The following is a 21,023-nucleotide window of genomic DNA, read 5'->3' as shown; positions in this document are numbered from 1 at the left end:
TTTCTTAAACAATTTAAAAGGAATAGCGGAGGATAAACCTCCGACTATTCAATTTTAAAATTTTTTATTATACGCATTCTTCATAGCTTCAATAAGCGGCATCTTTACTCCTGACAGGAATCTTACCATAGCACCTCCAGCTGTGCACACATAGTTGATTTTGCTTGTATCTATAAAACGCTGAGCTGCTGATACTGTGTCTCCACCACCAATAACCGAATATCCTTTTGCTTCTGCAATAGCTGTCCAAATTTCTCTGGTTCCTTTTTCAAATAGCTTATTTTCATATACTCCTGCTGGTCCATTGACAAATATTGTTCCTGCTTTTTGTATTTCTTCTTTAAATATTTCTATCGTTCTACTTCCGATATCCATACATAATTCGTTGACAGGTAGATTATTTATCGATACTTCATGCCTTACTCCATCCTTTTCATATGCAAGATCTACTGGCATTATAATCTTTTCAGGATAATCAGTAAGATATTCTTTTGCTGGCTTTAAAAATACATCTAGTGATCTATCTTTTATAAATTTAATATTTTTCTCGCCTATATCATATCCTTTTGCCATAAGCATAATATGACCAGTTACACCGCAAGCGAGTATCTTATCAGCAGCACCATTTTGAAGAACCTGTTTCATCATTCCAAAAGCATCTGAAATTTTTAACCCACCAAGAACAAACACTGCTGGTCTATCTGGGGCTTCCATTACCTTTGTAAGTGCTTCTATTTCCTTCATCATAAGAAGCCCTGCTGCAGATGGGAGTATTTCTTGAAATGCAACCATAGAAGGAGCATTTCTATGAGCTGCTGCAAATGCATCATTAACGTAAATATCAACAAGAGGTGCTAAGTTCCTTACAAGATAAGTATTAAGCATCTCGGAAGGTTTCAATTTAACTGCATCTTCAAAGGTTGATACCTCTTCTGTTAAATATCTTAGATTTCCAAGAAGTATTATTTCTCCCGGCTTTAAGTTTTTTATTGCCTCCTGAGCAGCTGGTCCGCATACGTCGTCTATATATTTAACTTCAATACCTAATTTTTGTGATAATTTATCAGCATGTTCTCTCATAGGAATTAAGTTATGATAATCTAATGTGTCTCCTTGGTGTGCAATCATAGCTATTTTTGCACCTTTGTCTATGAGATATTTAATTGTAGGAATACTCATATTAATTCTATTTTCATTAACTATTTTTTTAGTTTTAGGATCAATAGGCGAATTAATATCAACCCTCAAGAGAACAGTTTTATTAGCGTAATCATACTCTTCAATCGATCTTATTCCAGTTATTACTTTTCCATCCATTTTCCCATCCCCAAATATTTATTTGTTAATGAAACAGCTTCTAATCTGTCAGTTTGCATTAACATTGCAGCTCTAATACCATCCATAGTTTCTGGAATAACAACTGCCTCTTGAGGAATATTTATTGCAAACATAATATCTCTTCCTGATTTAACAACTGTTTCTTCAAAAACAGCGATTTCATACATATCTCCTCTTGGATTACCAAGATCCCTTGCATATCTAAATAATGCAGCATTACCTAAAAAACCATCAGCAATTCTTACTACTCTAATTCTTGGATGACGACTGAAAAGTTCTAGCGCTTCTTCCCTTGTTACGTCCTTTTTAGGAGTTGCAACAACAGTAATAATATGTCCATGTGTTACAGGTGTATGGATAAGTATACCTGTTGCATTAATATGTGGCATTATCATCATCAAATCAACAGCCTGATGGCTTGGTGCCTTGTCTACTTGAAGAGCATTAGTAAGACCTCTATGATAATCACCTGGATCAGCTACACGTCTAACAATTGTAATAGCTACTTTTTCAATTCCTATTTCTCTATCAAGGCAATCTACTGCTCTTATTAATCCTGTAGTATTGCATGAGGTAAGTTTTAGAAATTGCTTCCCTACCCCCTTTTCATAGTTTGCATATCCATGGAAAAATACATCTGCAACATCATTCTTTTCTCCACCTTGGAATATAGCCTTTTTATTATATTTTTTATATAATTCTTTATTCTTTGCTCCAACCCCTGCACTAGTTGCATCAAGAATAATATCAACCTTTTGAACTAAATCTTCTAAAGTTCCTGATACTGGAATACCAGCCTTGTCAAATAACTCTTTATTTTCTGGAATCGCAATATAAAGATCATAAGGCATTCCTTTTTCTTTTAATGCCCTAACTGCTAACGTTGGTGCAACATCAGCAACACCAATAAGTTCCATATCCTTTTGAAGCGAAACTCCATCAGCTAGTCTTTGGCCTATAACACCATAACCAACAACACCAACTTTAACCATTTTAACTCCCCCTTATACATTGTTTAAATTTAACAATTCAATAGTATGCTTCTCTACCCATTCAGGCGTTATATTATCTCGTCTTGCTACACCTGTTTCAATTGCTACCTTAGCAACATTTGCTGCAACTTTGGGCGCGATTCTCAGATCAAAAGCTTTAGGCAATATGTAGTCTTCCCTTAACTCCTCATCTGTAACTATTTCTGCAATTGCTTTAGCTGCCGCTATCTTCATTTCATCATTTATTTCTTTTGCTCTTACATCTAAAACCCCTCTAAAAATTCCTGGAAAAGCTAAAACGTTGTTTATTTGATTTGGGTAATCTGACCGTCCTGTTCCTACTATTCTTGCCCCCCCTTTTTTAGCCTCATCAGGGAAAATTTCAGGAATTGGATTTGCCATAGCAAAAACTATAGCATCCTTATTCATTGTTTTAACCATATCATAAGTTAATACTCCAGGTGCTGAAACTCCTATAAAAACATCGGCGCCTTTTATCACATCAGCTAAGCTACCTTTTATATTTTCCGGATTAGTAATTTGAGCTAATTTTTCCTTTGCCCAATCAACATACTCCATTCCTCTGTATATAGCTCCTTTTCTATCGCAGACAATTATATTTTTTACTCCAACCGATAATAGTAGCTTTGTTATTGCTGTCCCAGCTGCACCTGCACCATTAACCACAATTTTTATGTCTTTAAACTTTTTATCTACTAACTTTAGTGCATTGATTAAAGCCGCTAGTGTTACAACTGCAGTTCCGTGTTGATCATCATGAAACACAGGGATACTACATACTTCTTTTAATTTTTCTTCTACTTCAAAGCATTCTGGTGCTTTTATATCTTCTAAGTTTATTCCTCCAAAACCAGTTTCTATTAGTTTTACAGTTTCAACAATTTTATTTATATCCTTCGTATCAATACAAATGGGGAAAGCATCAACACCAGCAAACGTTTTAAACAAAATAGCCTTCCCTTCCATTACAGGAAGTCCTGCACCTGCTCCTATATCGCCTAATCCTAAAACTGCTGTTCCATTAGTAACTACTGCAACCCAGTTTCCTTTTGATGTATAATCGTAAATTTTATATGGATCATCTTTAATAGCAATGCATGGTTCTGCTACTCCTGGTGTATATGCCAGTGTTAGATCCTCTTTTGTCTTTACTTTGACTTTAGAATGGAGTGCAATTTTCCCTTCGTTATCTTTATGGAATTTTAATGCTTTTTGCTTAAAATCCATATCCTCACCTCCTTTAACCATAATAGTTTCTATAGTAAAATTAGAATTAATACTACTCTATAATAACCAACTTATTACTTTCGAATGATTCTTTACATGCATAAGCTACTTTTGTAGACATAACTCCATCGTCTACACCAACTTTAGGTTTTCTCTTTTCAATTATGCAATTAACAAATTCTTGTATTTCAGCTACATAGGCCTGATCGAATCGTTCTAAAAATCCAGAAACACACTCTTGAACTGCGCCCTTTTCATCAAAAATGGTTACTAAGTTTTTCTGTGGTATACTTCCAATTCTCAACGAACCTTCTGTTCCAACTATTTCTGTTTCGATATGATATCCGTGAGTGCATGTTCTTCCTACATATAAAATACCTATCGCATCATTTTTAAACTGAAGCAGAGCAACCGCATTATCTGCATCATTATATTTTTTAAATTCTGGATATTCATAGCATCCACCTATGGCATAAGCACTTTTTACCTCAGAACCAAGATACCATCTTGCAAGATCTATATCATGAATAGCCATATCTAAAAAAATACCACCACTTTTTTCTGAAAATGCAATTGCTCCTTGAACAGCCTTTACAGGATCAAGACCATAGCATCTAATTAGAAAAGGTCTTCCAATAATTCCTTCTTCTATTTTTTTCTTAGCATATGCATAAGATGCATCATATCTCCTCATAAATCCAAGCATAAAAATTTTGTCATTATGTTTTCCAACAACTTCTCTTGCTCTTAATACTTCATGCATATTGATTCCAAGTGGCTTTTCACTGAAGACGTGAAATCCAGCATTTAAAGCTTCTTCAATTTGCTTGCAATGTTCAGTTGAAGAAGATGCTATAACAATTGCATCCAGCTCCTTATTTTTTAACATTTCTGAAAAATCTTTGTATGCATATTTTACGCCCAAATTTTTTTGAGCATCCTTAATTTCATCTTCAACGATGCTGCAAACTGCCAGTAGTTCAGCATTTTGTATTCTAAATGCTATGTTTTCTGCATGCCTTTTCCCCAACCTACCAAGGCCAACTATACCAAGTTTTATCATAAAATTCCCCTTCTTTCCTAATTTTAACACTAAATATCAAAATATTTCTTTAATAAGTTAACAGTTTTTTCTTTGCCTATTCTGATTGTCTCTTCAGCATCTAAATTCCAATATTCTGGCCTAAACAGTTCAACAGAAGCCATTTTACTATATCCAATTTCTTTAAGTGTTCCAAATAAAGAGTTAAAATCAATAACTCCATCGCCTGGCCATAGTCTATTTTCATCCCTTAAAGCTCCTACTGGTAAATCTTCACTATCATCTACATGCAGAATAAAAATCTTACCTGAATCCGCATTTTTCAAATCCTCAATTTTTGACCCCATTGCATGAAAATGAAAACAATCCAAAACCATACCTACGCTCTCCCTATTTAAGGCACTTATTATTTCATAAGTTTGTCCAAATGTATTTACAGAACAATTAGGATATCCAACAAATTCATAAGCAAGCTGCATTCCATAAACCTCTGCAATATCTGCAAGTTCATTAAGTCTATCAATAGATTCATTTTTAATTTCTTTTTTTGTTTTAGGCACTACATCAAAGGAAGGAACTACTACTATTTTTCTACACTCTATTTTGTTACCAACTTCACATAAAAACTTTAAATCATCCTTTATTTTTTCAAAACCTTCTTTATCTCTGAAGGTTATAAATTCAAGTGCATTAAAGGCATATGGTTTTAATTTGCTATTGTTAAAAAACTTAATAAGATCATCTACTCTAAAACTTTTAAGGTATTCTTTAAGTTTATCTAATCTAATTTCTATTAAATCATATCCAAATTTTTCACATAGTTCTAAGTCTTTCTTCAAATTTGAATTTTTTAAAGTCGTAGCCTCATTAAAACAAATTTTCATTTTAAAACCTCCAAACAAATTACTTCTTCTTTTTCTTGTCTAACAAAACTGCCCCAATAATTATTGCTCCTTTTAATACCTGTTGCCAATATGCTGAAACCTGTAAAAGATCAAGTCCATTGTTTAATACACCCATAATTAGTGCACCAACTATTGTTCCTGTAATTGTTCCTATTCCCCCTGATAAACTTGTCCCACCAATAACAGCAGCAGCAATCGCATCAAGCTCATAATTAACTCCTGCCGTTGGTTGTCCAGCACTTAATCTTGACGATAAAACTATTCCTGCAAGACCTGCCAAAAGACCTGCATAAGTATAAACAAGGACTAAATATTTTTTTACATTTATTCCTGAAACTATAGCTGCCTGTGCATTCCCACCAATAGCATATATATATCTTCCAAATTTAGTATGTTTCAATAGAATATGAGATATTACTGCTGTAAAAAACATAACGTATATTGGAAACGGAACACCAAATAAGTATCCTCCACCAATAAACTCATACATTTGAGATAGGTTGGTTATTGGACGTCCATTACTATAAATTAATGCAAATCCTCTTGCTGCTATCATCATCCCAAGTGTAGGTATAAATGCTGGTAATTCACCAAAGGCAACAAAAGTCCCGTTTATACTTCCGGCTATAGCACCTACCAAAAGCCCCATAATGATTGGGATGATAATGGGATACTGTCCAGGATGTGCAAATGATGTAGCAACAACTCCAGCTAATGCTAATACCGATCCTGAAGAAAGATCTATTCCAGTTGTGATTATTACCATGGTAACACCAAAACCAATAATTGATATGACGGAAATTTGCCTTATAACATTCATAATATTTCTTGTTGTTAAAAAAGCAGGCGATAGAATTGTCATTAAAATAATCATTAAAAGCAGAACTAAAGACATTCCATGCTTTTGTATCAAACTTTTAACTTTTACTTTGTCTCGTATTTGGGATTGCTTTTTTTCTAAAACAATTTCCTGTGTTGAATTATTCATTATCGATCACTCCCATTCCCATTTAATTTTAGGATATTATACCTGTTGCATATGAAATTATTCTTTCTTGAGTAGCTTCGTTTCTTTTAAGTTCGCCGGTTATTCTGCCTTCATGCATTACAAGTATTCTATCGCTCATACCAATTATTTCCGGAAGTTCAGATGATATCATTATGATTGCTTTACCTTGCTTAGCTAGTTGGCTCATCATTCTGTGAATCTCTGCCTTAGCTCCTACGTCAATTCCTCTAGTTGGTTCATCTAGAATCAAAATATCCGGATTCGTTAATAACCAACGAGCAATTAAAACCTTTTGTTGATTTCCTCCACTCAAATTGTTAACAATTTGATCAAGACTTGGAGTTTTTATATTTAAACGTTTTACTTGTTCTTGACAATCTTTATTAACTTTTTTACTATTAATAAGCATTTTACTTATATAGTTATTTATATTAGAAATAAAAATATTATCCCTAACTGTCAATGGCAAAAACAATCCTGTTAATTTTCTATCCTCTGTTAAAAAGGCTAACTTATGCTTTATAGCATCTTCAGGCGAATTTATATAAACTCTTTTCCCTCTTATGTATATTTCTCCTTTATCTGGTTTTTTAATTCCAAAAAGACTTTCCATTATTTCAGACCTTCCGGCCCCCATTAGACCAGCTATTCCGAGTATTTCACCTTTATGAACTTTAAGATTTATGTCATAGAATTTTCCTTCTCGTGTAAAATTTTTAATTTCTAATAAAACTTCACCTATCTCAGTATCTTCTTTAGGAAATAGCTGTTTAATTTCTCTACCAACCATCATTTCAATTAATTTTTCCTTTGTTATTTCATTGATACTATGGGTGCCAATGTAATTACCATCCCTTAATACCGTTACCTCATCAGCTATTTTAAAGATTTCATCCATTTTATGAGTTATATAAATTATAGATACTCCTTTCTTTTTAAGCCACTCAATGATCTCAAATAAATGTTCTACTTCCCTCTCTGTTATAGCAGATGTTGGTTCATCCATTATTATTAGTTCTGAATTATACGAAATAGCTTTAGCTATCTCTACCATTTGAGTATATGCTGTTGAAAGTTCTTTCATTTTCATTCTTGGATCTAGCGATATCTTAAGCTGATTAAGAAGTTTTGTTGTTTTATCTATCATATCTTTATCATTTATCCAAAAACTTTTTCCATAAGTCGATTCTCTTCCAAGAAAAATATTTTCTGCTATGGTCATATATGGAACAGGACTAAGTTCTTGATGAATCATTGAAATTCCTACCTGCAAAGCATCATGAGTAGACCTAAATTTCATTTCCTTACCCTTAAATTTTATTATTCCATGGTCAGGTCTATAGATACCAATTAAAATTTTCATTAAGGTCGATTTACCTGCTCCATTTTCCCCCATTAATGCATGAACCGTTCCCTTTTTCACCTTTAAGTTAACATTATTTAGTGCATGAACACCTGGAAAAGATTTTGATATGTTTTCCATTTCGAGAATATATTCCGAACTCACTTTTATCACCTCATCATATTCAATAATGAATACCAATCAAAAGATTGGTATTCATTATTGATTCTTCATATTAATTACTTATAACGTTGAGCATATTCTTCTACTTTATCTTTTGTTACTAATTCAAATGGGATTATATATTCTTTTTCAACTTGTTCTCCATTTACAACTTTTGCTGCAATCTCAATTGATGTTCTTCCTTGTCCTTTTGCATCCTGGAATACAGTATAATTTAATTTTCCACTCTTTACATATTCAAGTGCTTCTGGAGTAGCATCTATACCAGATACAACTACTTTTCCAAGCAATCCAGCGTCCTCAAGTGCCTTAACAGCACCTAATGCCATTTCATCATTATTAGCTAATATACCATCTATCTTAACCTTTGATTGTATCCAGTTTTCAACTATCTTCATTGCTTTATCTCTATACCAGTCTCCAGTATTTCTTATAACTATCTTCATATCTGGATACTTCTTTAATATATTTTCATATCCCTGTCCTCTTCTAATTTGTGGTTCATGGCCATATGAACCATCTAATACAGCTATGTTACCTTTTCCATTAAGTAATTTTGCCATCTGTTCTGCCTGAATTTCTCCAGCATTGATATCATCTGATCCAACATATGTTACTGCCTTTGAATCATCTGGTAGCTTTCTGTTTACAGCAATAATTGGTATACCAGCCTTATTAATCTCTTCAATCATTGGTTTGCCTGCTTCTCTGTCTACTAAGAATAAAACAATTGCATCAACCTTTTGAGCAATTAAATTTTCAGCTTGCGACATTTGTTTCTGAGGGTCATATTTAGCATCCATGTAAACAACATCAATATTTTCTAGTTTGCTAGCAGCTTCCTTCATACCGTCTAACACATAAACCTGAAATTGGTCACTAAAGTCAGCCATTAAAACTCCTATTGTCTTTTTCTTTGCCTGCTGTCCTTCTGTAGCTTGTCCAGAATTTGTAGCTTGACTTTTACACCCCGTAAACAGTGTTACAATAAATAACACTGTTAATAAAATTGAGATTAGATTTTTTTTGGTTTTCATAAATACCCCCCTTTATATTTTTCAGAACCTTTTTTATATTTTTAAGGTTCTGAATTTTCATAATAAAGAAAAAATTTTAATTAATAATTGAATTTATCTTTTTGGTGCAGTAGTTTCTCTAATAATTAGTTTATTTTGTAGTATCAATTCTATCTTCTTTCTTTTTTTATTTGAATTAATTAATTCAACCATTCTTTTACATGCTAAAATTGCCATCTCTTCTTTTGGTTGATGTATTGTAGTTAATGAAGGTTTAAAGCTTGATGCTAAATCAATATCATCATAACCTACTATTGAAATATCTTCAGGAACACGAACTCCTCTTTCCTTTAAAGCTAAGATAGCTCCTATCGCCATCATATCTGTTTGAGCAAAAATTGCAGTTACCTTTTTATTAAAAATTAGATTTATGTTTTCTTTTATAATGTTATATCCTGATTCTATATTTCTATATCCTTTAAATATTAATTCTGCATCAAAATTCAACCCATAACGGTTAATTGCAGCTTTATATCCTTCCGTTCGTTGTTTAAATTCTAATGATTCCCCATAGGAAGTTATACACATAATTTTTTCATGACCTAGCTTAATTAAATGCTCAGCTGCATAATATCCACCATTGAAATGGTCTGTATAAATAACATCAAAATCTTTATTTTCTAAAAAATCAGGATAATGATGAAGAAAAATATATGGAATTTTCAATCTTTCAATTAAAAATGTAACTTGTTCGTCTACTTGTGTAAGTTTTGGATGAACAATAATAATTCCATCTATTTTTTTACTGTTTATAAGTCGTTTTAAATTACTTTCTCCTGTTGCAAAGTTTTTAGGGAAGGATACTATAATATCAATATTTTCTTCCCCAAAGCTTTTCCATAATTGATGCATAAGAGAATTATAATACATGCTAACTCCATATTCACCAAAACCTTCTGGAAATATTATACATATAGTTCCCGTTTTGTTTGTGCTTAGACTTCTAGCATGTGCATTAAATTCAAATCCCATATTTTCAGCAATCTCTTTTATTCTTTTTTTAGTTTCTTCTGCTACTAAAGGACTATCATTTAAACTACGAGATACAGTAGTATGACTAACACCTGCAATTTTAGCAATATCTTTAATAGTTAAAGCCATATTCATCACCACTACTTTGTTAACGTGTGCAATTGTATTTATTTCCAATTGTGTTCTTGATTATATTATAATGCTAATGTTTTCCATTGTAAAGAAGTATAATTATTAAAAATTGTTAACGTGTTCATTGTCAATTATTATAGTTTTACTACTTTACTTATATTTCTAATATAAGATATATTTTTTAAACATGTCATTTTAGAACTTCAAATTTTTTATCAAAAAAAGCAAAGGAGAACCTAAAAATAGTTTCTCCTTTGCTTTTTACTTAATATATTTTCATTATAAGACTATCATACCCTTTGTCCTTGTCTTTTTTCAAATATCACCCATAATGGGCTGGCGATAAAGATTGAAGAATAAGCACCGCTAATGATACCTATGATCAGTGGTAATGCAAATTCCTTTATGGATGGAACTCCAAATATATAAATTGCTGTTATTGTAAATAAAGTCGTTAATGTAGTATTAATTGATCTTGCTAGTGTTTGAGTTATACTTGCATCTACCAAAGTTTCAAAGTCATGATATTTTCCAAGCTTTCTGTTTTCCCTTATTCTATCAAATACGACTATAGTATCGTTAATAGAATAACCTAATATAGTTAACATCGCTGCAATAAAGCTTGAGTTTACTGGAATTTGTAAAATTGTATAAACGGATATAGTAACTAACAAGTCATGAACTAATGCAATTATGGCTGCAAGCCCTGACCATAGCTCAAATCTAAATGATGTATAAATAAGGATACCTAAAGTAGCAAGCAATGTTGAAATTATTGCACTTCTTCTAAGTTCCTTACCTATAGATGGTCCTATAGTATCTATTGAACGAAGGGCATCATCTTTTAGTCCATATTTTGTCTTTACATCATTAAAAATCTGATTTACCTGTTCTGTTGTTATTTTATTGCTTCTTATAGTAACTTCATATCCTTCTATTTCTCTTACATCGATTTGTGGGTCATATTTTTCAAGGGATTTTCTAAGTTCCACAACATCAAACTCTTTTCCAATCTTAATTGTGACAACAGTTCCTCCCTTAAAGTCGATACCAAGGTTTAATCCCTTAAATAGCCATGTTGCCATTCCTATGATAATTATAATCAATGATATTGTAAACCATATTTTGCTCTTTTCAACAATCTTAAACATTCTTTCCATTTTAATCCCTCCCCCTATGCTCCGTAGAATTTGCTGTTAGTAATCCATCCTGCATTTACAAAGGATTTAAGCAAGAATCTTGTTACAGTTATAGCTGTAAACATACTTGATAAAACACCTATAATTAGGGTGAGGGCAAAACCTTTAACTGCACCCGTTCCAATAAAGAACAGAACAAATCCAGCAATTAAAGTAGTTACATTTGAGTCTAAAATTGAAGTAAATGCCCTCCTAAATCCAGCGTCGATTGCTGTCCTTAAGGATTTACCTAATTTCAATTCTTCCTTAATTCTTTCAAATATAAGAACATTAGCGTCAACAGCCATACCTATTGAAAGTAAAAGCCCTGCAATACCAGGTAAAGTTAAAGTTGCTTTAATAACAACTGTAAACACCAATGCTGTTATAATCATATATACCATAAGGGCAAGGTCTGCAATAAGACCTGGAATTCTATAGTAAAGTAGCATAAATAACATGACTAAAGCAATACCAATTGTTGCAGCTTTTAAGCTTGTTGGGATAGCCTCTGCTCCAAGGGCTGGTCCAATAGCTCTTATAGTTGCAGGATTCAACTTTACAGGAAGAGCACCAGATTTTATAATCCCTGCAAGCCTTTTAGCTTCTTCAACATTTTTGCTTCCAGTGATAATTGCTTCACCATCTGGAATAACTGATTGAACAGTTGGCGCTGAAACTAAATCCTCATCCATATAAATTGCAATCTGCTTTCCTAAGTATTTTTGAGTTGCTTCAGCAAACTTCTTTGCTCCCTCTTGATTGAGCTTCAATTGAACTACAGGTGCATTTGTCCTTTGATCTACTCCTACAGTAGCATCCTTTACATCTTTTCCAGTTATTATTTCATCATTATTAGGACCTACAAATCTTAATCTTCCTGTTTTCCCAATTTGCTCAAGGGCAGCCTTAGGATCATAAATTCCTGGTATCTCAACCCTTATTCTATTATTGCCTGTTATAGCTACAATAGGCTCGCTAACGCCTAATGAATTAACTCTAAGTTCAATTAAATCCCTTGTTCTTTCAATTGTATCTTTACTTACATTCTTATCAACTATTTCCTCCTCAACATAAACTCCACCCTTTAAATCAAGGCCAAGTTTAACTATTTTGCTGAGCGGCTTTACCTGATAGTCCCCTAATGTTAGACCATTTACTAATGCATAAGAAAGAAACAAAATTAATAAAGTAGTAACGATAAAATAAATCCTACCTCTGGTTTTCATATTAATCCCCCTTCATTACTATGTCTTTTGCATAAGGACAAATGCCTCTAAAAAAGCAAACTACTTAATATAATTCTACATAAAAGACAAAATTCCTTCTAAATTTTAATTTTCTTCTTCAAAAACTTTTACAGCGATTGCACATTCAATTCTTTTTTTCATCATTTCACATCCTAAATCATAAGGTTCATGTATATTTCCGTTGAAGGAATAGTTGTTTGCTTGGCATCCGCCGCTACAGTAAAATCTTGCCCAGCAATTCATGCATTTTGGTTTATTATATATATGGGCATTTTTAAATTCATTGGAAAGTTTCTCATCTATTCTTCCATCAAATACATTTCCAAGCTTAAATTCTTCCTTTCCAACAAACTGATGGCAGGGATAAATATCACCTTCCGGAGTCACTGCAACATATTCATAACCAGCACCACATCCGGACACCCTCTTATAAACGCATGGTCCTCCGTTTATGTCTATATTGAAGTGATAAAATTTAAAAGCTTTGCCTGCCTTTTTTCTTTCTATAAGTTCCTTTGCAATCTTCTCATATTGTTCAAATATAACAGGAAGATCCTCTTTTTTAATTGCAAGAGGATTCTCATCCTCTAAAACAACAGGCTCAATAGAAATCTCGTTAAATCCCTGATCCGCTAAAAACACAACATCATTGTAAAAATCGATATTTTCATGGGTAAATGTTCCCCTCACATAGTATTGCTTATTTTTGTCTCTTTTTTCTACCATTTTCTTTATTTTAGGAAGTATAGTATTAAATGTTCCAGAACCATCGTATCTGATTCTTATATTGTCATTTACTTCCCTTCTGCCATCTATGCTCAAAATAACGTTTCCCATGTTTTTATCTATATACTCCATAATTTCATCGTTTAAAAGAGTGGCGTTTGTTGTTATAGTAAATCTTATATTTTTATTATGAATTTTTTCCTGCTCCTTTGCATATTCTATTATTTCCTTCACTGCATAAAAATTCATTAAAGGTTCTCCGCCAAACAGGTCGATTTCAATATTGTGCCTATATCCTGAATTTTTTATAACAAAATCAATAGCTTTTTTACCAACCTCTGCACTCATAAGGCTTCTTTTCCCCTCGTAGCTGCCCTCAGATGCAAAGCAGTATTTACATTTTAGATTGCAGTCGTGAGCAACGTTGAGGCACATAGCCTTAATATATGAAGGGCTCTTATCATTTAAAACTGTTTCTTTATAAAAGTCTTCAGTAAACAGCATATTTTCCTTAACTAAATATTCAATTTCTTCAAGAGCCTCTAAAATTGATTCCCTTGAGTGCTTGTCCAATAATATTTCAACGATTTCCTCCTTGCTTTTTGTTTCATAATAATCTAAACAGTCATAAACTACATCATCAACTACATGAATTGCTCCACTGTTTACATCTATTACTATGTTTTTATCAAACATTCTATATTTATGAATTTTCAATTTGGTTACCTCCTTCTAAATTTAAAAGCAGTAACCTTAAAGTTACTGCCTGATTAATTATGTTCACATGGTAAATTAGCAACTGTAGCTGAAGTTTTGCAAGCTGATTGGCATGAATTTGCGCATTCTTTACAACCTGGTTTTGTTAAACTTGCCTTTAATGTTCCAACGTTTATTGTTTTAATATGCTTCATATTAACTCCTCCTTCTAATTACTCAAAATTTACATATTTCCAAGGATAAGTCTACCATGTTAATTATACCAGCCTTGTAATGCAAGTTCAAGTATTAATCATTGCCTTTTAAAACCATCCCTATCATACCTGATAAAGCTCCAATAATAATTGAAGCGATAAAAATAACAATATAAGTTCTTATATTTACTGCTCCCTTATCAGACAATAAAGCAGCTAAAAACATTATTATAGAGTAAATCAATGCAATCAAAGCACCATGAAGATAACCTTTTTTGCCAATCTTCAATACACCATATATTGCTGCATAGCAAATAGCAATTATATTAATTATCCATGTTATTGTCCTAAAATAGGATTCATCAATCTGCGCAAAATATGCAATAGCCGTTACTACAAAAATCAAAATTAGCGTTAGAATTATCCCCCTTAGAATAGCTTTTGCATAAATTGAAACAAACTTTGACTCCTTTTGATTGTCAGTTTTTGACATAAACCCACCCCCTAATAAATATTATGTGGTGGGCTTAGCTTTTATTCATTCGTATAGCCATATTTTCTAAAGAACTCTTCTTTAAAATCTAAAAGGCTATCCTCCATTATTGCCCTTCTGACATCCTCCATAAGCTTTAAAAGGAATCTTAAATTATGAATCGTCGCAAGTCTTGCTGCAAGTATTTCCTTGGCTTTAAAAAGGTGCCTTATATATGCCCTTGAATAATTTTTACATGCATAGCAATCGCATTCATCATCTAAAGGCCTAAAATCCTCTGCATATTCAGCATTTCTTACAACTAATTTCCCTTTGCTCGTAAATACTGTTCCATTTCTTGCTATTCTTGTTGGGAGGACGCAGTCAAACATGTCTATTCCTCTTATTACTCCTTCCAATAGGGCATCTGGACTTCCAACCCCCATTAAATATCTTGGTTTATTTTCAGGAAGGAAAGGAACTGTCCAATCAAGGACCTGATACATAATCTCCTTTGGTTCGCCAATGCTTAAACCTCCAACAGCATATCCCGGAAAATCCATTTTAACTGTTTGTCTTGCACTTTCTTGTCTTAAGTCTTTGAACATACCCCCCTGAACTATTCCAAAAAGAGCCTGCTTATCTGGTTTCTGGTGGGCTTTTAGGCACCTTTCTGCCCATCTTAGTGTTCTTTCCATCGAGTTTTTTGTGTAATCATAATCCGCCTCATAGGGCGTGCACTCATCAAAGGCCATAATGATATCAGCACCCAGGGCATTTTCTATTTGGATTGCCTTTTCTGGCGATATAAAATGTTTTGAACCATCAATATGGGATTTAAATGTTACACCTTCCTCCGTTATATTCCTTAAATCGCTGAGGCTGAAAACCTGGAATCCACCGCTATCAGTTAAAATTGCTCTATCCCAATTCATAAAACTGTGGAGTCCACCGGCCTTTTCAACAAGCTTTTCTCCAGGTCTTAAATATAAATGATATGTATTGCTCAGAATAATCTGGGCCCCTATTTCTTTTAGCTCCTCTGGAGTCATAGCCTTAACCGTTGCCTGCGTTCCAACGGGCATAAATATTGGAGTATCTATAACTCCATGCGGAGTATATAGCTTACCTAGTCTTGCGCCTGATTGTTTGCATGTCTTAATAAGTTCAAATCTTATAGCCGACATAACTTACCTCCTATTTTATAAACATTGCATCTCCAAAGCTAAAAAATCTATACCTTTCCTTTACTGCAATATTATATGCCCTCATTATATTTTCTTTACCTGCAAAGGCACTTACGAGCATAATCAAGGTGGATTCTGGAAGATGGAAATTGGTTATAAGCCCATCTAATATTTTAAACCTATATCCAGGATAAATGAATATATCCGTCCATCCGGATGAAGCCTTTACAAACCCATCTTCATCTGCAATAGTCTCAAGGGTTCTGCAGGATGTTGTCCCAACTGCTATAACTCTTTTGCCATTTTTCTTGGTTTCATTTATTATCTTTGCGTTTTCCTCATCAAGATTATAAAATTCCGCATGCATCTTGTGTTCCTCGATATTTTCAACCTTAACAGGTCTAAAGGTTCCAAGACCCACATGCAAAGTCAAAAAGGCAATATTTATTCCCTTTTCCTTTATTCTTTCTAAAAGTTCCTCAGTAAAATGCAGCCCTGCCGTTGGTGCTGCAGCAGAACCTTCCACCTTTGAATAAACCGTCTGATATCTTTCCTTATCCTCAAGCTTTTCTTTTATATATGGCGGTAGGGGCATCTCACCTAATTTATCCAAAACTTCTTCAAAAACTCCATCATAGTGAAATTCAATAATTCTTCCTCCAAAGTCTGTGTTATCTAAAATCGTGCAGGAAAGTTCTCCATTGCCAAAAATAAATTTTGATCCAGTTTTAACCTTTTTCCCAGGCTTAACAAGGGCTTCCCACCTATCCCTATCCAATCTTTTAACAAGGACAAACTCCGCCCTTGCCATTGTGTCCTCCTTAACCCCAAAAAGCCTTGCAGGAATAACCCTGCTGTTATTTAAGACAAGGCAGTCTCCTGGGTTTAAAAAATCAATAATTTCTTTAAATATTTTGTGTTCAATCTCTCCCGTCCTCCTGTCAAGGACCATTAATCTTGATTCATCCCTTTTTTCTAAGGGTTTTTGTGCAATTAACTCCTCTGGAAGATGAAAGTAAAATTCCTTAACCTTCAATGTCCAACCCTCCTAATTTTATTCCTAAGTGCTCATATGCAAGTCTTGTTGCAACTCTGCCGCGTGGTGTTCTGCTTAAAAATCCTATTTGCAAAAGATATGGTTCATAAACATCTTCTATGGTTTCTGCCTCCTCTCCTATAGAATAGGCAAGGGTATCAATACCTACAGGGCCACCGCCGAATTTAAAAATAATCGTCTCTAAAAGTTTTCTGTCAATATTATCAAGACCTAATTTATCAACATCTAAAAGATCTAAAGCGCTGCTTGCAATCTTAAAATCTATATATCCATCGCCTTTAACCTCAGCATAATCCCTTACTCTTTTTAATAGTCTGTTGGCAATTCTTGGTGTCCCCCTTGAGCGTTTTGCAATTTCAATAGCCCCAGCATCATCTATCTCAACGTTTAAGATGCTGGCAGATCTTTTTATTATAAGCCTTAATTCATCAACAGTATAAAGCTCAAGCCTTGTTACCACCCCAAATCTATCCCTTAAGGGGGATGTTAGCATACCTGCCCTTGTAGTTGCTCCTATTAATGTAAATTTGGGTAGATCTATTCTAATAGACCTTGCTGAAGGCCCTTTACCTATTATTATATCCAAACAAAAATCCTCCATAGCAGGATACAAAATTTCCTCAACGCTTCTGTTTAGCCTATGAATTTCATCGATGAACAAAACATCTTTATCCCCTAAATTCGTAAGAATTGCCGCAAGATCACCAGGTCTTTCAATAGCAGGGCCTGAAGTTATTCTAAGACCTGATCCCATCTCATTTGCTATTATACTTGCAAGGGTTGTCTTTCCAAGGCCAGGAGGTCCATAAAGTAGAACATGGTCAAGGGCTTCTCCTCTTTTTTTGGCAGCCTCAATAAAAATTTTAAGTCTTTCCTTAACCTTTTCTTGTCCTATATATTCCCTTAAGGTTTTAGGCCTTAGGCTTCCTTCATAATCTAAATCCTCTGGCTTTAAACTAGAACTTATAATCCTATCCTCCATAATCTCCTCCTACTTCATAAGGAATTTCAATGCACCCTTTATATAATCCTCAACCGAGCTTGCACCTTCAACTCTTTTTACCGCCTGAATTGCTTCCTGTTTAGTATATCCCAAAGTCAATAAAGCTGCAATAGCCTCTTTTGAGACATCCTTGTCTAAGAATTCCCTTTTATCCTCTTCCTTTTCATTTGCAAATTCATAATCTTTAAATTTATCCTTCAGTTCTAGTATTATCCTTTGGGCAAGTTTTTTACCTATTCCCTGGGCTTTGCTTAATGTCTTATCATCCTTTGTCACTACGGATAAAATAAAAGAAGATGGGGTAGTGCAAGATAAAATGGATAGCGCTGCCTTAGGCCCAACGCCCGAAACTCCCAAGAGCAATTTAAAAATATTTAAGGATTCTTTATCTAAGAATCCATATAATGATATATTGTCCTCTCTAACATAGTAATATGTGTAAACTAAGACATCCTTTTTATCCCTTAATGCATCAAGATCCCTTGATGGCATAAAAATCATATATCCTATACCGTTATTTTCAACCACAGCATAATCATCTAAAACAAGCGTAACAGTTCCTTTTATGTAAGCAAACACCTTATCACCTCATTTTATTCTAAACATATCGCCGAATTGATTTGAATGGGCATGGCATATTGCAATGGCAAGGGCATCAGCAACATCATCCGGTTTTGGAATTTCACTCAAATTAAGGAGCATTTTGACCATCTGCTGAACTTGTTTTTTATCTGCCCTTCCATAACCAACAACTGCCTGTTTTACCTGAAGGGGAGTATATTCAAATATATTAAGTTTATTTCTTTGAGCGCAAAGAACAGCAGCTCCCCTTGCCTGTCCTACAGTTATTGCCGTTTTAGCATTCATATTGAAAAAAAGCTCTTCAAAGGCAACTGCATCAGGTTTAAAAATATTTAGCAAGTCCTCTAATTTATTATAGATTATCTCAAGCCTTTCCGGCATGGTATTTTTAGGAGTTGTAAATATCGCTCCATAATCGATAACTTTAAACCTATTATTCTTATATTCTATAAATCCATAACCCACAATTGCAATTCCAGGGTCTATTCCTAAAATGAGCAAAACAATCACCTTCCTGTCTTTAATAATGATATTTTATAACAACAAAAAAGTCCATGCAAGTTTTTAGCATGGACTATGAGGTATATTCTTCTATAAGCTCATTGGCATCCTCTAAGGATTCATATACTTTTCCTTTTATGACTTCCTCCCTATCCGTATCAGGAAGGTCAGTTACTTTAAGTTCTGTAACTTTAACTAGTTTTAGCTCTCCATTCTCATCAACCTCAAAGATTGCTACAAAACCGTCCTTTTCCTTTACAACAAAGCAACCGCTGGGCCATTTGTCTTTAATATCCTTTACCAATAATACCCTTTCGTTGCTAAAATCAATAACCAAGTAACCTTTATTTTTAAAATATTCCTCTGCCTCCTCCTTCGTCATCCCGACTACTTCAGCTGTAGCCCCTTCAACAACATCTCTATTATACTCAACGCCCTTTACGTATCTTTCCCTATAGACTATTTCTGTATTTGGTCCTATTACGTTAAGTTCGGGAAGTTTTGCAGTATTTTCAGCTAATTCTTCATGGAGCAAATTTTCATTCTGCTGTGAAACCTTGTTCCTTTCCACATATCTTAAAGTCGTATAATAACCTGCAAAAAAACTGGTTACTAACGATAATAAAAGCGCAGCAGCAATGCCAATTGTTTTTTTCATAACTATCCTCCTCTCATGAGGATAGTATTACCATATTTTATAAATTTATTCATATTCCTTGTTTTTGTATCAGTTTTATTACTACAATTTCCGATCTACTTCCAATCCTTATAGGCGGTCCCCATGTTCCAAAACCCGATGTCACTATTAAGTTATATTCCCCTTTTGCATAATGACCATAATCATTTACAAACAACCTTTTTGTAAACAAGTTTATCGGAAAGAACTGTCCCTTATGTGTATGTCCTGAAACTTGAAGATCAACACCATAATGAATAGCCTCATCAATTTCTTTAGGCTGATGATCAAGCAAAATGATATATCTATTTTTGTCAACGGCTTTAAAAAACTCATCAATGCTTTTCCTTTTCCCACCAAATCTATTAAATACAGCATCTTCCCTTCCTATAATAGTTAAAAAATCCCCTATATCGACAACTTCATCCCTTAAAACCTTTATATTTCCTTTTTCAAGGCTTTTCTTAATCTCATCCGTGTTTTCCCTAAAATACTCATGATTTCCTAAACAAGCAAATATTCCATACTTTACTTTTAATTTCTTAAAAAGTTTATCCATTTCTAATCTATCAAAAATCTCATGATTTTCATCTATGATATCCCCTGCAAGCAAAACTATGTCTGGATTAATTTCGTTTACTTTGTTTATAAATATCTTCAGTCGTCTTTCATTTATTATGTTGCCTAAATGGAAGTCTGATGCTAAAACTATCTTTAACTCTTCCTTTGGAAGTTTTTTATCCGTTCTTATTTCATACTCTGATATTACAATATCCTTAGCATTCATATTGCCATAAATAAAAATTAATATTAAGACACAAGTTGAAACTAAAAGCCTTAAAATCATAAATTTAGGATTTATCCAAAATTCATTTAATCCAAATATCTTTGCTACAATTCCTATAATATCGTAAAATAATAATATAATTAGCGAATATACCAATATAGCCAGCCAATAATTTGATATAAGCTCAAAAATATAGAAAAACTTACCCCTAAACTTATTATCAAATATTCTTACCACAAATGTTGAAGAAGCTAAAATAACAAAAAATCCCCAATATAAAATTCCATTTGATATGCTTAAATAACTTAAGGCCTTGTATGCCCTCAACCCTATATAAAAATTAATCAATCCATAAATCCCTAAAAATAAAATAATAAAAATATAATTTATCACCTTCATACTATCCCCCCTTAGAATTTAATCAGCAATAGTTTCATAAAATATACTAAAAAGA

General features: G+C 33.4%; 21 protein-coding genes. All 21 read right to left on the bottom strand.

All coding sequences use genetic code 11. The annotated features are described in order from the left end of the window. Positions 1 to 54 precede the first annotated feature (54 nt). Positions 55 to 1,317, bottom strand: coding sequence for a phosphoglycerate kinase (pgk, locus tag Q3V94_RS11385; protein ID WP_303527830.1), 1,263 nt, complete (start codon positions 1,315 to 1,317; stop codon positions 55 to 57). Then, a complete protein-coding gene (locus Q3V94_RS11380) occupies positions 1,302 to 2,330 on the bottom strand; it encodes a type II glyceraldehyde-3-phosphate dehydrogenase (protein WP_303527828.1) in 1,029 nt (342 codons plus the stop codon). Before Q3V94_RS11380 ends, pgk begins: the two co-directional genes overlap by 16 nt. Positions 2,331 to 2,342: 12 nt before the next feature. Beyond that, entirely contained in the window at positions 2,343 to 3,578 is a 1,236-nt protein-coding gene (locus Q3V94_RS11375; RefSeq protein WP_303527827.1) for an NADP-dependent malic enzyme, read from the bottom strand. Positions 3,579 to 3,630: 52 nt separating this feature from the next. Continuing rightward, complete coding sequence (iolG, locus tag Q3V94_RS11370) at positions 3,631 to 4,641, bottom strand: inositol 2-dehydrogenase (protein ID WP_303527826.1); 1,011 nt, start codon at positions 4,639 to 4,641, stop codon at positions 3,631 to 3,633. Positions 4,642 to 4,670: 29 nt separating this feature from the next. Then, complete coding sequence (locus Q3V94_RS11365) at positions 4,671 to 5,504, bottom strand: sugar phosphate isomerase/epimerase (RefSeq protein WP_303527824.1); 834 nt, start codon at positions 5,502 to 5,504, stop codon at positions 4,671 to 4,673. Between the two features lie 19 nt (positions 5,505 to 5,523). Next, positions 5,524 to 6,513 (bottom strand): ABC transporter permease, encoded by a 990-nt coding sequence (locus tag Q3V94_RS11360; protein ID WP_303527822.1) that lies wholly within the window; start codon positions 6,511 to 6,513, stop codon positions 5,524 to 5,526. Positions 6,514 to 6,541: 28 nt separating this feature from the next. After that, positions 6,542 to 8,041, bottom strand: a complete 1,500-nt coding sequence (locus tag Q3V94_RS11355; protein ID WP_303527820.1) for a sugar ABC transporter ATP-binding protein — start codon at positions 8,039 to 8,041, stop codon at positions 6,542 to 6,544. Positions 8,042 to 8,115: 74 nt separating this feature from the next. Then, the gene (locus Q3V94_RS11350; RefSeq protein WP_303527818.1) at positions 8,116 to 9,096 is read right to left on the bottom strand and encodes a sugar ABC transporter substrate-binding protein; all 981 of its coding nucleotides are present in this window, start codon (positions 9,094 to 9,096) and stop codon (positions 8,116 to 8,118) included. Positions 9,097 to 9,189: 93 nt separating this feature from the next. Then, on the bottom strand, positions 9,190 to 10,236 hold the full coding sequence (locus tag Q3V94_RS11345) for a LacI family DNA-binding transcriptional regulator (protein ID WP_303527816.1): 1,047 nt from the start codon (positions 10,234 to 10,236) through the stop codon (positions 9,190 to 9,192). A gap of 293 nt (positions 10,237 to 10,529) precedes the next feature. Further along, positions 10,530 to 11,390, bottom strand: a complete 861-nt coding sequence (gene secF / locus Q3V94_RS11340; protein WP_303527862.1) for a protein translocase subunit SecF — start codon at positions 11,388 to 11,390, stop codon at positions 10,530 to 10,532. Positions 11,391 to 11,413: 23 nt separating this feature from the next. Next, positions 11,414 to 12,646 carry a protein translocase subunit SecD gene (gene secD, locus Q3V94_RS11335; RefSeq protein ID WP_303527814.1) on the bottom strand — a complete coding sequence of 411 codons (1,233 nt, stop codon included), beginning with the start codon at positions 12,644 to 12,646 and terminating at the stop codon, positions 11,414 to 11,416. 105 nt (positions 12,647 to 12,751) lie between these two features. After that, positions 12,752 to 14,110 carry a thioether cross-link-forming SCIFF peptide maturase gene (scfB, locus tag Q3V94_RS11330; RefSeq protein WP_303527812.1) on the bottom strand — a complete coding sequence of 453 codons (1,359 nt, stop codon included), beginning with the start codon at positions 14,108 to 14,110 and terminating at the stop codon, positions 12,752 to 12,754. Positions 14,111 to 14,163: 53 nt separating this feature from the next. Next, positions 14,164 to 14,304, bottom strand: a complete 141-nt coding sequence (scfA, locus tag Q3V94_RS11325; protein WP_274768047.1) for a six-cysteine ranthipeptide SCIFF — start codon at positions 14,302 to 14,304, stop codon at positions 14,164 to 14,166. Positions 14,305 to 14,398: 94 nt separating this feature from the next. Then, positions 14,399 to 14,797 (bottom strand): TIGR04086 family membrane protein, encoded by a 399-nt coding sequence (locus Q3V94_RS11320; RefSeq protein WP_303527808.1) that lies wholly within the window; start codon positions 14,795 to 14,797, stop codon positions 14,399 to 14,401. 41 nt (positions 14,798 to 14,838) lie between these two features. Continuing rightward, entirely contained in the window at positions 14,839 to 15,963 is a 1,125-nt protein-coding gene (gene tgt, locus Q3V94_RS11315) for a tRNA guanosine(34) transglycosylase Tgt (protein ID WP_303527806.1), read from the bottom strand. Positions 15,964 to 15,973: 10 nt separating this feature from the next. After that, positions 15,974 to 16,999 carry a tRNA preQ1(34) S-adenosylmethionine ribosyltransferase-isomerase QueA gene (gene queA, locus Q3V94_RS11310; RefSeq protein ID WP_008909935.1) on the bottom strand — a complete coding sequence of 342 codons (1,026 nt, stop codon included), beginning with the start codon at positions 16,997 to 16,999 and terminating at the stop codon, positions 15,974 to 15,976. Next, positions 16,989 to 18,002 carry a Holliday junction branch migration DNA helicase RuvB gene (gene ruvB / locus Q3V94_RS11305; protein WP_303527803.1) on the bottom strand — a complete coding sequence of 338 codons (1,014 nt, stop codon included), beginning with the start codon at positions 18,000 to 18,002 and terminating at the stop codon, positions 16,989 to 16,991. The genes queA and ruvB overlap by 11 nt, the downstream gene beginning before the upstream one ends. Positions 18,003 to 18,011: 9 nt before the next feature. Beyond that, positions 18,012 to 18,602, bottom strand: a complete 591-nt coding sequence (ruvA, locus tag Q3V94_RS11300; protein ID WP_008909937.1) for a Holliday junction branch migration protein RuvA — start codon at positions 18,600 to 18,602, stop codon at positions 18,012 to 18,014. A gap of 9 nt (positions 18,603 to 18,611) precedes the next feature. Then, the gene (ruvC, locus tag Q3V94_RS11295) at positions 18,612 to 19,106 is read right to left on the bottom strand and encodes a crossover junction endodeoxyribonuclease RuvC (protein ID WP_008909938.1); all 495 of its coding nucleotides are present in this window, start codon (positions 19,104 to 19,106) and stop codon (positions 18,612 to 18,614) included. 73 nt (positions 19,107 to 19,179) lie between these two features. Further along, on the bottom strand, positions 19,180 to 19,764 hold the full coding sequence (locus Q3V94_RS11290) for a hypothetical protein (protein WP_008909939.1): 585 nt from the start codon (positions 19,762 to 19,764) through the stop codon (positions 19,180 to 19,182). A gap of 49 nt (positions 19,765 to 19,813) precedes the next feature. Beyond that, on the bottom strand, positions 19,814 to 20,968 hold the full coding sequence (locus Q3V94_RS11285; protein WP_008909940.1) for a metallophosphoesterase: 1,155 nt from the start codon (positions 20,966 to 20,968) through the stop codon (positions 19,814 to 19,816). Positions 20,969 to 21,023 lie beyond the last annotated feature (55 nt).

It is taken from the genome of Caloramator sp. CAR-1, assembly GCF_030546345.1.
Taxonomy (GTDB): Bacteria; Bacillota; Clostridia; order Clostridiales; family Caloramatoraceae; genus Caloramator; species Caloramator australicus.
The sequence above is the reverse complement of the archived record's forward strand: the minus strand, read 5'-3'. Positions and strand labels throughout refer to the sequence as shown.

Bases quoted from the DNA above. Each gene is read 5' to 3' on its own strand.
- pgk (WP_303527830.1), bottom strand. From the start codon at position 1,317: ATGGATGGAAAAGTAATAACTGGAATAAGATCGATTGAAGAGTATGAT.
- Q3V94_RS11380 (WP_303527828.1), bottom strand. From the start codon at position 2,330: ATGGTTAAAGTTGGTGTTGTTGGTTATGGTGTTATAGGCCAAAGACTA.
- Q3V94_RS11375 (WP_303527827.1), bottom strand. From the start codon at position 3,578: ATGGATTTTAAGCAAAAAGCATTAAAATTCCATAAAGATAACGAAGGG.
- iolG (WP_303527826.1), bottom strand. From the start codon at position 4,641: ATGATAAAACTTGGTATAGTTGGCCTTGGTAGGTTGGGGAAAAGGCAT.
- Q3V94_RS11365 (WP_303527824.1), bottom strand. From the start codon at position 5,504: ATGAAAATTTGTTTTAATGAGGCTACGACTTTAAAAAATTCAAATTTG.
- Q3V94_RS11360 (WP_303527822.1), bottom strand. From the start codon at position 6,513: ATGAATAATTCAACACAGGAAATTGTTTTAGAAAAAAAGCAATCCCAA.
- Q3V94_RS11350 (WP_303527818.1), bottom strand. From the start codon at position 9,096: ATGAAAACCAAAAAAAATCTAATCTCAATTTTATTAACAGTGTTATTT.
- Q3V94_RS11345 (WP_303527816.1), bottom strand. From the start codon at position 10,236: ATGGCTTTAACTATTAAAGATATTGCTAAAATTGCAGGTGTTAGTCAT.
- secF (WP_303527862.1), bottom strand. From the start codon at position 11,390: ATGTTTAAGATTGTTGAAAAGAGCAAAATATGGTTTACAATATCATTG.
- secD (WP_303527814.1), bottom strand. From the start codon at position 12,646: ATGAAAACCAGAGGTAGGATTTATTTTATCGTTACTACTTTATTAATT.
- scfA (WP_274768047.1), bottom strand. From the start codon at position 14,304: ATGAAGCATATTAAAACAATAAACGTTGGAACATTAAAGGCAAGTTTA.
- Q3V94_RS11320 (WP_303527808.1), bottom strand. From the start codon at position 14,797: ATGTCAAAAACTGACAATCAAAAGGAGTCAAAGTTTGTTTCAATTTAT.
- tgt (WP_303527806.1), bottom strand. From the start codon at position 15,963: ATGTCGGCTATAAGATTTGAACTTATTAAGACATGCAAACAATCAGGC.
- ruvB (WP_303527803.1), bottom strand. From the start codon at position 18,002: ATGGAGGATAGGATTATAAGTTCTAGTTTAAAGCCAGAGGATTTAGAT.
- Q3V94_RS11290 (WP_008909939.1), bottom strand. From the start codon at position 19,764: ATGAAAAAAACAATTGGCATTGCTGCTGCGCTTTTATTATCGTTAGTA.
- Q3V94_RS11285 (WP_008909940.1), bottom strand. From the start codon at position 20,968: ATGAAGGTGATAAATTATATTTTTATTATTTTATTTTTAGGGATTTAT.